General features: G+C 39.3%; 12 protein-coding genes and 1 tRNA gene. 1 reads left to right on the forward strand and 12 read right to left on the reverse strand.

What is annotated here, in order from left to right; translation table 11 throughout:
• Window positions 1-96: 96 nt before the first annotated feature.
• The 12 genes from DS891_RS16785 to DS891_RS16840 form a co-directional block, all read right to left on the reverse strand.
• Window positions 97-990 carry a general secretion pathway protein GspK gene (locus DS891_RS16785; RefSeq protein ID WP_174170429.1) on the reverse strand — a complete coding sequence of 298 codons (894 nt, stop codon included), beginning with the start codon at window positions 988-990 and terminating at the stop codon, window positions 97-99.
• Window positions 980-1,669: a type II secretion system protein J gene (locus DS891_RS16790; protein ID WP_095726939.1), complete on the reverse strand. Its 690-nt coding sequence runs from the start codon at window positions 1,667-1,669 to the stop codon at window positions 980-982. The genes DS891_RS16785 and DS891_RS16790 overlap by 11 nt, the downstream gene beginning before the upstream one ends.
• Window positions 1,656-2,066, reverse strand: a complete 411-nt coding sequence (locus DS891_RS16795; protein WP_174170430.1) for a type II secretion system protein J — start codon at window positions 2,064-2,066, stop codon at window positions 1,656-1,658. The genes DS891_RS16790 and DS891_RS16795 overlap by 14 nt, the downstream gene beginning before the upstream one ends.
• The gene (locus DS891_RS16800; RefSeq protein ID WP_174170431.1) at window positions 2,053-2,478 is read right to left on the reverse strand and encodes a prepilin-type N-terminal cleavage/methylation domain-containing protein; all 426 of its coding nucleotides are present in this window, start codon (window positions 2,476-2,478) and stop codon (window positions 2,053-2,055) included. Before DS891_RS16800 ends, DS891_RS16795 begins: the two co-directional genes overlap by 14 nt.
• Window positions 2,479-2,481: 3 nt before the next feature.
• On the reverse strand, window positions 2,482-3,678 hold the full coding sequence (locus tag DS891_RS16805; RefSeq protein WP_017217148.1) for a type II secretion system F family protein: 1,197 nt from the start codon (window positions 3,676-3,678) through the stop codon (window positions 2,482-2,484).
• Window positions 3,678-5,318, reverse strand: a complete 1,641-nt coding sequence (locus DS891_RS16810; protein WP_174170432.1) for a GspE/PulE family protein — start codon at window positions 5,316-5,318, stop codon at window positions 3,678-3,680. Before DS891_RS16810 ends, DS891_RS16805 begins: the two co-directional genes overlap by 1 nt.
• On the reverse strand, window positions 5,315-5,731 hold the full coding sequence (gene gspG, locus DS891_RS16815) for a type II secretion system major pseudopilin GspG (protein ID WP_017217150.1): 417 nt from the start codon (window positions 5,729-5,731) through the stop codon (window positions 5,315-5,317). Before gspG ends, DS891_RS16810 begins: the two co-directional genes overlap by 4 nt.
• A 4-nt stretch (window positions 5,732-5,735) precedes the next feature.
• A complete protein-coding gene (wecA, locus tag DS891_RS16820; RefSeq protein WP_174170433.1) occupies window positions 5,736-6,806 on the reverse strand; it encodes a UDP-N-acetylglucosamine--undecaprenyl-phosphate N-acetylglucosaminephosphotransferase in 1,071 nt (356 codons plus the stop codon).
• 100 nt (window positions 6,807-6,906) lie between these two features.
• Entirely contained in the window at window positions 6,907-7,851 is a 945-nt protein-coding gene (locus DS891_RS16825; protein WP_039494207.1) for a Wzz/FepE/Etk N-terminal domain-containing protein, read from the reverse strand.
• Entirely contained in the window at window positions 7,851-10,478 is a 2,628-nt protein-coding gene (locus tag DS891_RS16830) for an SLBB domain-containing protein (RefSeq protein WP_174170522.1), read from the reverse strand. Before DS891_RS16830 ends, DS891_RS16825 begins: the two co-directional genes overlap by 1 nt.
• A 130-nt stretch (window positions 10,479-10,608) precedes the next feature.
• Complete coding sequence (locus tag DS891_RS16835; protein WP_010605789.1) at window positions 10,609-11,400, reverse strand: YdiY family protein; 792 nt, start codon at window positions 11,398-11,400, stop codon at window positions 10,609-10,611.
• A 14-nt stretch (window positions 11,401-11,414) separates the two neighbouring features.
• Window positions 11,415-12,233, reverse strand: a complete 819-nt coding sequence (locus tag DS891_RS16840) for a mechanosensitive ion channel family protein (protein WP_010605790.1) — start codon at window positions 12,231-12,233, stop codon at window positions 11,415-11,417.
• Window positions 12,234-12,434: 201 nt separating this feature from the next.
• Between DS891_RS16840 and DS891_RS16845 the strand changes: the two genes are divergently transcribed.
• Window positions 12,435-12,510 (forward strand) — tRNA-His (locus tag DS891_RS16845).
• Window positions 12,511-12,689 lie beyond the last annotated feature (179 nt).

Here is a 12,689-nt window from a genome sequence, read left to right on the forward strand (position 1 = left end):
TAAAGTCAATTGCCTTTAGTTCACCATCAAAATAGTAAACTCCTTTACTTAGCAATTTATTGCACAGATTTTTTATTTTGCTTAACAATTTAATCACTACCTTATGCTGGACTCTTCTAATAACACGACTGGTTTTTTGCTCTTACTGTATGGACTCACATTCAATACATACTTTCTTCTGATAGTGATGTCCTGTTCAGAATATTCTAATAAAACGCTAAACCAGTTTGAAGGAGAAAAACGAATACCATCCCCCCTGACGACCCCAGTCAAATTTTGAAATTGATTAACCGTCAGCTGACCATTATCCCTTAAAGCCACTATATTATCACCATAATCTTCGCCCACCTCTGCTCTCAAAAGGTTGTCAGGTGCTGTTAACGGATTGAACTCACCATTAAAATGGGCAGTAAATAACGAAGTTACTTGCTTGAGCATTTTCTCATCTAAAGAACTAAACCAGCTTAGTTCACTAATCTGACTCACCAACCCATTTCTTATTTTATAGTCTACTACACCATCGATACCGGCATCAGCGGTAGAAGAGTCTTCATCTTGCCAATCTCGCAGAGCACTTATTAACTTTAGCGCTTGAGTTTCGTTCATCCCTAGTGCTTTTAACGCACGTGTCATTCTCAATGAACTATAGTGATGTATACTAATTAACCCTGCATGGTCTTGAATAGAGGCATACACGTTGCCCTCTAGCGGAAATTTCTTTCCATGTAGATTCCAATTTCGTCGGTTGTCTTCTTGGTCAAAATTGTTGTGAGCATCGACCAACTGCTTCGAATTCGTCAACAATTGGAACTCAACTTCTGTTTTAGCTGATTGCAATGCAGCTTCTGCATTTGCTCTGAGCTTTACTCTTTCAGTCTGCTTGATTTTAGCGCTATTAACTTGCTGAATGTACAAAAGGAAGAGCGAAATCATGGCTACCATGATAAGAACCTGTACTAATGCGATGCCACAACACATTCTAGACTTCATCCAGTAGCCTCCCGATATAAGGAGAGATATGTCGATGGGCCCCTTTTTCCGTATCCACCTTTATTACGGCACTTCCTTCCTCGGTTGCTATGCTCACAAGAATGTATAAAGGCAGCAATTGAGTGGTACTTGAAGAGTACTTTTCCATTAAATTAGGGGTTGTGCCTGCACTTCCTGATTCTACTTTTTCGGAAATACTATTCCAACCATAATATTGAAAGGAGACGTGCTTTATGTTATTCAGCAATACAACACTTTTCTCAAATTCAATTGTATCTGTAGTCTCTAAAAGCCTCATTTTATTAAAGTTATTGTACTGATAAACTAATTGAAAGCCTTCACCCTCTGGCTCTATAAGTATGCGAAAAATTTCCTCTTCATACATCAGACCTCTTTTTGTATATCCTAATAAAGCGTCGTTGTTACCTTCAAATAAGATAGTAGGGGTCCGAGGTGAGGTTGAAGTACTATAAATAACAAAGGGAGATATGCCTTTAAAAATAGATTGTAAAGCAATAAGACCTGAAGACAGAGATTCAACTTTTGAGAAGGAGCCTAACTCTTTATTCCAACGGTTTGCAAAAAACTGATAACTAAAGCTACCTACTAACATCAAACTTGACATAACCGCCATAGCTATTAGCAGCTCCACAAGTGTGTAGCCTTTAAGACTTTTCATGCCAATACAGCTCTTTGAATTTCATTGTGTCAACTAACCTTCTAAACTGGAAAGTGGCAGAAATTTCTAGCACTTCAAATTTGTCTTCAAAATATTGCATTTGGTTTTCGTCAAAATTAAATACCGCCGGAGGTGCTCCTTTCTTAATCACATTAGCTTCCCAGCTCACCATAACGCCCATATTCGAAAAGCTTCCTTTTCTTTCTCCTTTCCTAATTTCACTTGAAATGAAATCCAACGATAGCATCTTAATCGCTGAGATTTTTATATGGTCCGCAGCTTTCTCCGATGAGATAATTGCCCCTTGAAAAACTTGTGTGCTTAACGCGATAGTCGAAAAAAGAATTATGGACGCAATTAATACTTCGATCAGTGTAAAACCCTTAATTGAGTGCATTTACAGGCAGTCCTTTATATTCAGGCCACATTGAGACAAGTTCGATTGTACGCATTTGGTCATTCACGTAATAATTCAAACTTCTTGCACTACTATCCCCTGTAGCCCCAATCTCAATTTCTCCAGTTTTAAATCGAAGCACTCTAAACTCTTTTTTAACAATCTGTTTCCCACTTATCTCTCTAACAACCAGAATGTTATTTGCTTCGGTGCGAAATAATACTCTCTCATTAAGCCAAAATGCTGTTTGACTGGCATTCTCAAATAGCTTAAGGATTTGAGCCGCTTCTATTTTAGCTTCTGTTTTTTCTACCTGAGAAATTACCATTGGACCTACAAAACTACTAAGTAACCCAATCAATACCAAGACGACCAGCAATTCAACCATAGTAAAGCCACGGCTCGTAAACATTATCTAAATCCCAATGTCATTCATTGATACCATACTCAGTAACATCACAACTACAACTCCCCCAACGAGTAGGCCCATAATCAATATCATAATAGGCTCGAGTAAAGACGTCAGTTTTTGAGTCCAGGATTCAAACTCACTTTTTGAACGGTCAGCAATTTCATTAAAGATCAGCTCTAAATTATTGGATTCTTCACCTACTTCCAATAACGAAACAAAAAATGCAGGATAGAGATCTGTTTGATTTAAGGAAGAAGATAGTTTTTCACCTTCATTAACCTTTTTTCTAGCCACTTCTATTTGATTGGCTAACTCGATATTACGTAAGTTTTTTTGTGCAAACCCTATCGCCTTGTCGACGACGACCCCTGACTTTATCATCATCGTTAAAGCACTATTAAAGCGAATACGTTCGACCAATAAGATAAAATGGGAGAGCACCGGGATTCTTAAAGACTTTAAGTTCAGCCACGATTTGAAGGCATTGTTTTTTTTTGTGAAATTAACTATCCCGTAAGCTGATAACAAAACTCCACCAATTAAATAAAACTGATAATTTTGCATCCATTGACTGGCATCTAACATGAGAGAGGTATACCAAGGCAGCTCTTTCATTCCTTCAAACATCACTGCCATTTTAGGAATAATAAAGTTAAATATAAAAAATACACTGAGTATACAAACAGCAAAAATAACTGCAGGATACGTAAGTGAAGATATGATCTTATCTTTTAGCTGCTTTTTAAACTTTAAATCGTCCGCTAGGTCCTTAAAGACTGCACTCAACATCCCCGACTCTTCACCTAATTGAATAAGGTTACAATAGAGGTCATCAAATATCGGTGAACTTTTTTTAAATGCTTCAGATAGCTTTTCACCCGACTTAATTGCGCTTAATATTTTTTCAATTAATCTGACCAATTGAGGCTCAGATTTAGAGTTTTTAATAATCTCTAAACTCTTATCTATTTTGACTCCAGAGGCCAAAAGTAAGCTGAGTTCAGATGTCATAAATTCAAGTTCTGACAAGCCAACTTTACTGCCTCCAAAAAGCGTTATCCCTTTTCGCTCTTCCTTTAATTCAATTACGGTTATATCTTGCGCTTCCAACAATTCAATGGCTTGAGTTTTGTCTTCTGCCTCTACATTCCCTTTAAGCTTTGCACCACTGCCATCATAGCCTCGATATATATAGTTCATTAACCCGCAACCCTGAGTACTTCCGCAATCGTTGTTTGTCCCTTAATAACTTTTAATAATCCGTCTTCAACAAGTGTTCTTCTACCTGAAGCTAAATTGTGTTGTCTTGCAACTGTAACAAAGTTACTGTCTTTTGAAGTACTTCTTATAAAATCGTCACAAGGTAAATATTCGATAATGGCAAGCCGGCCTTTAAAGCCTGTAAAACCACAATTTTCACAACCTACACCAGCCTTCGGCTGTAGAGTTTCATTGCATTTGTCTGCAAGATCATGAAGCAGGTACTTCTCTATAATTTCTTGCTCCAAATTCACGGGCTCAGAGCAATGAGAACAATTTTTTCTTACTAAACGCTGGGCGACAATAGAGACTAAAGCTGCATTTAAAAGAAATTCTTCCACACCTAAGTCTAATAGCCTAGTATAAGCACTCGCAGCATCGTTAGTGTGAACAGTTGAGAATACCAAGTGCCCAGTCAACGCTGACTGCAACGCTATTTGTGCAGTTTCTTTATCTCGAATCTCACCTAACATTATTACATCAGGGTCTTGACGCACTATAGAGCGTAAACCAGATGCAAATGTAAAACCAATATCGCTATTAACTTGTACTTGGTTGATTCCAGGCAGTTGATATTCTACAGGGTCTTCCAAAGTAATGATCTTTACATCATCATTGTTTAGTTCATTAAGAAATGTATACAGTGTGGTTGTTTTACCGGACCCTGTAGGGCCTGTCATCAGTATAACTCCCGCAGTCTTCTTAATATCTGCACGTAAAGCGGTTTCTATATCTGGTGATAGCCCTAAAACATTTATATCGTAAGTGACATTCTCTTTACGAAGAAATCGCATTACGACCGACTCACCTTCGTTTACAGGTAACGCAGAAACACGAATATCAATTTCTTGACCTGCAAGTTTAAGCTCAATTTTACCATCCTGCGGGCGGCGCTTTTCAGCAATATCCATCCCAGATAAGATTTTTAATCTGGTAACTACAGGCAGTTGCATTGATGACGGGAGTTTTTCTATATCCAGTAGTACACCATCGACCCGATACCGAACACGACAACGCCCTCTAAAAGGTTCAATATGCATATCCGATGCACCTTCCCTCAAGGCGCGAGTCATTAGGGAATTCAGCAAATTAACAATCGGAGCTTCTGATGCTAAATCCCTTAGCCTTTGTTCTTCTGAACCCGAACTAACCTCATCTACGCTGCTTTTATTTGTAGAGTATTCAGAAAGAATTGATTTAACTACAGATTCCGACGCTATTTTGATAGTACAGTTGATTTCATGCTCTGCAAGCCAGTTATTTAAAACTGGATTCAACGGATCAGAAGTAACAAACTCAAGCGTTTCATTTTCACCTTCCACAACAAGCCAGTTGTGGCTAGCAAAATAGGTGAAGTATTGATATTCAACAAAAACTGAAAACTCCGAATTGATATCAAACAGAGATAGCTCTAGATATGACGCTAAAATATCAGGAATTAGGCTGTCATCTAAAATGCCCATATTCACCAAAATCTCTTCTAGCTTTCCACCAAACTTTTCTTGATATGTCAGAGCTCTACGAACATCTGAGTCCTGTAGTTCATAGTTATGGACTAGAAAATCACTAAATAAACTCATTTGTGAATAATATCTCGGTTATCGCCTTCACCACCCTCTTTACCATCAGCACCAAAGCTAAACAGTGAATATGGTTCACCATTATTTCCTGGTTGAGAATAATTATAACTATTACCCCATGGATCCAAAGGGATGTTTTTTGGTAAATAAGGTCCATCCCACCTTGGATTGTCACTCTCTCTTAGCTCGTTTAAGCTTTGTGGGTATGTACCAATATCAAGGCGGTAAGTATCAAGTGCTGTTTCAAATGCATTCATCTGTGCAGCAGCGATATCTCGAGAGGCGCTTCCAAGCTTGTTGAAAAATTTTGGTGCTACCAATGAAGCTAGCAAGCCTAAAATTACGATCACAATTAACAGCTCCATCATGGTGAAGCCGTTATGTTTATTCTTTGCCTTCATATTGTTTGTCATTGAACTACTCTTTAATTTTTTTGATAAAGACGTGCTTTCTTAAAAACCGTGCGACCTTCCATGCGTGTTGAATACAAGCAGAATAGGCAACAAAAATACCGATAAATAAGACTAACATAAACCAATGGGGAATACCTATCAACTCTCCAACAATCCCTATCGACGCAAGAAATACAGCCAACATTGATATCGTAATTAAGGCCTTTCTGGAGCTAAAACCTATACGCATGAAGACATGATGTAAATGATCTCTGTCTGCTTTGAATGGAGAGTGGCCTTTTTTAATGCGCCTAATGATAATTGCCATCATATCCATCAGTGGAATAGCAATTATCCAAAGCGCAGTAACTGGACTGAAAGCGTTATCTACTTCTGACTGTGTAGCTATCATTAACAACCAGATGACGCTCAGCCCAATGAACATAGAGCCCGCATCACCCATAAATATTTTTTTATTTCGATGACCTAATACGCCGAGATTGAAAGCAAGGTAAGGAACTATGGTTGCAATAATGATTAACGGTAAAACCGACAACTGTCCACCATTAACCCCCATCAATATTAAAATGGCTGCAAACGTTGTAATACTCATGGCACCAGCTAGACCGTCTATACCATCAATCATGTTAAAGGCATTTATAGCAGCAATAACAGCAATAACCGTAAAAGGAATACCCAACAACCCTAAGTCAATAGACCCAAATCCAAACAAATTGCCCAAGTTATGAATATAGGCGTCGGAGCCCCACATCATAATAAGTGCAACAAGAGCCTGAACACCTAAACGGATCTTGACTCCTAATTGGCGATAATCGTCAATTACCCCAAGAAGGACGATAGCAGCGGCGCAAATTAAGTAAACTATCAGCTTTTTCTCGAGTGGCAAAAATACAATGATTGAAGCCAACACGGCCACAAAAATCGATACACCACCGATAAGCGGAATAGCCCCCACATGCTTTTTTCGGCTGCAGGGTACGTCAACTAAGCCAAAACGCTCAGCGACAGGCTTAATCATAAAAATTGAACAGTACGATGCTAAAAATGCAAAGAAAATGACCATAAAGATCCACATGCTTCCATCATTATCTAATTAACGCGCCATTGTAATAGAAATTAAATTTAAACTAAATTGCCAATAACACTAAATAACAACTCTCTACCCTACCCAAAAATTACTTTCTGAGCACAAAATGTCTAAATAATAACAGAACAAACGCAAGTACGCTGCCTAAGAAAGTAATAGCAAGGCAAATCAATGCACGCTTTGGTCCAGCTTTTTGGATCGGTAGAATGGCAGGATCAATTGTCTTAAACACATATTGTGACTGTGTTTGCGCTAGCATCTTTGCCTGCTCTTGTTGCTCGATCAGCTGGTAAAATATCTTCTGCATATCTGCAACCGATGTTTCCGCTAATGCTTTTTTTAAATACTCTATTTTTACATTGGACTCTGCTACTGCCTCAGCTTTCATGTAATCGTTAATTTCCACAACGATGTTTTCAACCATTTCCTTCGCTAAGTAGGGGGAATAATGAGTCATTGCAATAGTAATTAGTCCCTTTTCCTTTTCTTCAATCACAGCTAAGTTTTTTGCCCTGATATGTTCATATACTTCTTGAATGCCTGGCTCAGGCTTAAAAGGTGCTGCAACATCTCTGAGCCAAGTACCTGCTTCTTTATCATAAACTTTACCATTGTATATCAGCTGATTACTACCCAGATCCCAGCCTTCAGTAGCTAGTAGTTTTGGCTTTAACTCATATTTTTCAACAAAGTTATTTAAAAACGAGCGGCTTTGCATTACTTGAAGCGCAAGAGCAGATTTATCACCTTTTCTTCCCCCCAAATTCACCCCTGCCATTGCAGCTAAGCCGCCAAACTCCGATTTCAAATTTGAGAGCATGCCGCCTTGAGTATCTTCAACAGGTGAAAGTAATACTGTCGCTTTATAAGTATTCGGTAGAGAAAGTGCAAAAAACACACTGGATACAGCAAATACAGCAGTGATTAATATAATTAGCCACTTTCCCCTCCAAAGCACTGACAAAATTTCAGTCAAATCAACTTCATTTTTTTTAATGATATCAGCTTCAGTCATCTGTTTATTGTTATCCATTATTTGTTAAGCGTTGCAATTGAAGCCGCAGCTAAGCCAAGCTGATAAATAATCTGTGTCGCTGTACTCCATAGCGTCAGACTATCAATATGTTGAGCGTCTAGAGGTACAACTATCGTGTCGCCCGGCGCTAGTTGGCCTCCATGGCTGCTGACTGCAAACCATGATCCTGAACTTGGTAATTCAACTGAACCATTGGCTTTTATGATGTAAATACGCTCGTCATCCGCTTTTTGCTTTAATCCACCGCTAGCTTTAATGTAGTCATCAACAGACTTGGATGAATCGAATAAGTGCGTTGCAGCCAGATTAACCTCACCAATGACACTAACAGAGTCTTGCATCGCAGGAATATATAGCGCATCTCCATCTTCTAGCTGTAATGCTTGTGTCGAGCGTTTGTCTAAATCAATAACAAGACGTCCTAACGCTTCAACTTTAGATAAATCTCTCAAAATCTTATCCATATCTTCATATGGCATTGAGGTATTCGCAGTCGCGCTCTTCTGAAAAGTATTAGTGATAATATCGCGTCTTAGCTCTTGAGTTAGGCGTTGAATTTGAGAAGTTTCTTTACGCTTGATAGATTCACGCGTAAAAATTGCCGCTTCTTTATGTGCAAATTGATTAAAGCCACCAACTCTTTCTAGTAGGCTATCAAGTGTCTCACCACGCTTAATGGTGTACGTCCCAGGGAACTTAACCTCGCCAACAACCTTTACTTGTAGTCTTTCTTGCCAATTAGGTCTTGGGAAAATGTTAACAGTATCTTTGCTCGTCAGTATTTGAGTTGGATTAGCCAACTCGTTCAAACCGTTGAGCTGGATATGTTCCACCTGTTTACCATCATTATAAACAACTCGAGTTAGCTCAACCTGCTCGAGATACGCAGCTTCTAGAAATCCACCGCCAGCTTGCACCGCCTTTTGGAAATCTGCATTTTCAGATAATGGATAAACACCAGGAAACTTTACTTGACCGTTTACCGCAAACAATTTTGCAGGTTCGCTAGGTGTTGCCTGCCTCTGTAGCTTAGCAACAATTGGCGCAAGTAGCTTTTGACGACTAAATACCGCATAGTCTTCTTCTTCTACTTCTTCAGGCTTTTGAAAAAGTGCATCAATACTTGTGATTAATTTAACTTCTTCCTCAAGCTCAAATAGTTCATCTTCTTTCAAACCAATATATTTTAAGAACTCATCACGCTCAAATTGCTCCCATAACTTCACGTTTTCGCGTAGTTTCAGTTGCTCTTTGTTATACGCGAGGTCTTCTAATAACTGTTCTTCTTCTTCTTTAAGCTGGTAGCGGCTAAATACGACGATTGTATCGTTAGACTCGAGCTCTATATCCCCCGCTTTACCGTTAAAAATATCTTGTAAAGAAAACTGATGGATAGCGATGTCGCCTTCAAAGTTTACTTCACGGATAATCAGTGAGTACCCGAAGTCGGCGATAGATAATAAATCTTCCCTTGGCGCACTAAATACATCCTTTAGCGTCTTACCTTGGTGCCATTCATAATGACCTGGGCTAGTTACTGCACCAACCACAGTTACAGTGTTTTGAAAACGAGTTGATGCGGCATTGACCGAAATTTCATCACCGTTTTGTGGTTTGTAGCTTGTGTTTTCAGTAAAGTTGTAGTTTAGGGTGATGCGCCTTCCATCACCGTTGTAGCGTGAGACAACCACTTTCGATTTATTTGCATTGGCTTTGAAGCCTCCTGACATAGCCATCACACTCTCAAGCGAGTCAGATTCTTTAAGCTCAAAGATAGCTTGGCGGTTAACTTCACCTTTTACTTTAATCTTCTTAGCTGCAGGCGGGATAAATACAACATCGCCAGGCTTTAGGACTACATCATCAGAGCTATCACCAAACAGCAATAAGTCGTATAAATCAAATGTGGTAATTAGCTTACCCGCTCGCTTTACTTGAATTTTTCTAAGCGAACCATTATCACTCACTCCACCAGAAACAAACAGAGCGTGTGTGACAGTGGCGAGAGGAGACACTGTATAGCTACCAGGCTTATAGGCTTCACCCACTACCATAATACGCATAGGGTTAAGTTCACCCATAGAGACGAAAGCTTGAACACCGATCATTTCCTCAGAGATTTTTTTCGAGATCAGTGCTTTCAATTCCTTAAATGATAAGCCAATTACATGAATTGGGCTTAGGTTAGGAATTGCGAGACGTCCTTCACGATCGATCTGTACTTCGTGCTCTTCATTGGTTTTACCATACAGGTTGATTTTTACTGTATCTCCAATCCCAAGCAAGTATGTATCAGGAATAGCAGCCAACTCAGAAGGAATAAAAGTCGTAGGCTCACCAGCAAAGAGTTCATAACCAAAAGGCTTAAGCTCTTCTAACTTTGGTTTGAATTTATCCTCTTCTTCTTCCTCTTCCAGTAACCCCTTTTTGTCACGTGGTAAAATCGAAGATTCCTTCTCTTCGTTCTTTTTATCACCTTTTTTGTTGTTATCTAACGCACTTACATCGAAACCATAACGTTTTGCTAAGGCTTCTTGTTGTGCTTTGGGGAGCTTTTTAAACTGCTCTATTTGCTGTTTACTGGGTGTTACCGCTATTGTTTGATGTGAGATCAAAAAAAGCATTGAGAGGAGTAGTAGTCTGAGGAACTTCACGTAAATCTCTTCCATTGTGGATTTTTGTTAAACTTTGAGCATTCTACCGAAGTTTGGAAGAATTAAAAGGGCACATGAGTGCCCTTTGGGAAGATACTTGTTAGAAACTGTAAACCAAAGTAAGTGAAGTTTCTGTATCAGTATTTTCTTTGCCATCCGCTACGTCAGAGTTGTGGATAATGTTATATGCCACTTTCATTTGAAGCGAACCATTTATTTTGGTTAACAGCGCCGTTTCAGAGGTTGTCTTAGTATTTGTATCACCGTATTCAATCGCGATAAGCTGTGTAAAACGCGCATTTTCTGAGATTTGCCACTGGTAATCTAGTTTACCAACACCAATGAACTCGCTTTCAGAAGTACCTGCTAACAATTCACCATCATCGTCAAGTTCAGTGCTATCGTCTTGGTGCTCGAAGCGCTTTACACCAGGACCGATTTCAGCGTTAAGATACATATCGTCATTTTCGAATAAACGTTGACCGTAACCCACTGAAATAACTGCTTCGCTACGGTAAGCACCAAAATAATCTGAAACATAAGAACCAAACACAAATAGGTGGCTATTATCTTCGTTTAACTTATAGTTGCCTTGAACTGACGCGGAGTATTTTTCATTGGTACGAGATGTAATGTCTACACCAGCATCGTTTTCACGCGTGTCTTCTTTATAGAAGCCATCTAACTTGTACTCGTTGTTCCAGTTAGTTAGATTGTGTTTAGCTTTGATCCCGCCTTTAAGCGTTGTTGTCTCAGTGTTACCACTGGTGATTATCGCACCAACTTCACTGGTTACATCCCAAACTTTCTGTGGTTTCTTAGCTTTACCTTCTGCTGCAGCATTAGCGCTGGCAGCCATAAGAATACAACAGGTTAAAACCTTCAATTTCATTTCTAACTAACCTTTTACTGATCTTTGTGTAGGTGAACATCCATTTGCGGGAATGGAATGGTAATATTAGCTTCGTCTAGCGCAATCTTAATATTTTCCACAAGCGTGAAATACGTTGGCCAGTACTCTTCTGTTTTAACCCAAGGACGAACAACAAAGTTAACACTTGAGTCGGCAAGCTCCAGCACTGCTACCGTATAAGCTGGCTCTTTCAAAATACGTGATTCATTGTCTAGTACAGACTTTAATACCGCTTTTGCTTCTCGTAGATCGGCGTCATAGCCAACACCAATTACAAGGTCAATACGACGTGTTTTTTCGCGTGAGTAGTTAACGATCGCACCGGACATAATGGCAGAGTTTGGCATTACAATTACTTTGTTATCAGGAGTACGAAGCTCTGTAGAGAAGATTTCTATCTTTTGTACACTACCGGCTTTGCCGCCAGCTTCAATATAGTCTCCTGACTTGAACGGACGCAGCATAATAATAAGTACGCCAGATGCAAAATTAGAAAGTGAGCCTTGCAGGGCAAGACCAACAGCCAAGCCTGCGGCACCTAAAATAGCAATGAATGAGGTGGTTTCGATACCTACCTGAGATAATGCCATAAGCAGCGTCGCGGCAAAAACAATCGCATAAGCAATATTGGCAACGAATGAGCCTACCGCTTTATCTACTTTGCGTTTACCAAATGCTTTTTCAGTGAGATCAGCACTGAGCTTAGCTAGTTTTAAGCCAACGAAGAAAATTATTAGTGCTATAACGCCTTGAAGCACATAGTGTAAGATTAAATCTGAGTTCTCATTAACCCATTTCCAAACAGCTTCCATACTCATCCCCCTTTTTATATTAAGCAATTATTTATCATTAGATCGGCTGGATCATACATAGGATATATGAATATTTGCTGTATGCGGAAATAATCTCCGAAAAAAAACTTTTATTAAGTTTTTTCGATATTTCCCTTTGCATTTGGAAAAAACTTATGTATTATGCGCGCCACACCAGACAAGGTGTTCAAGTCTTTTGTGGCGGCTGTAGCTCAGTTGGTAGAGCCCTGGATTGTGATTCCGGTTGTCGTGGGTTCAAGTCCCATCAGTCGCCCCACTCTTTTTATAAATTCATTCCCATTTTATATTTTTACGCACACATCACTCCTACACAATAAACACCAAACATCTGCGTAGCAGCGATTTTATATCGCGACTTAAGAATAAAACCCTCGCTACATAAAGTAGCTCCTACACGACCAACACCAAACAATAAGCACCAGACACCAGCGTAGC

It is taken from the genome of Pseudoalteromonas sp. JC28, from assembly GCF_013319255.1.
Lineage (GTDB): Bacteria > Pseudomonadota > Gammaproteobacteria > Enterobacterales > Alteromonadaceae > Pseudoalteromonas.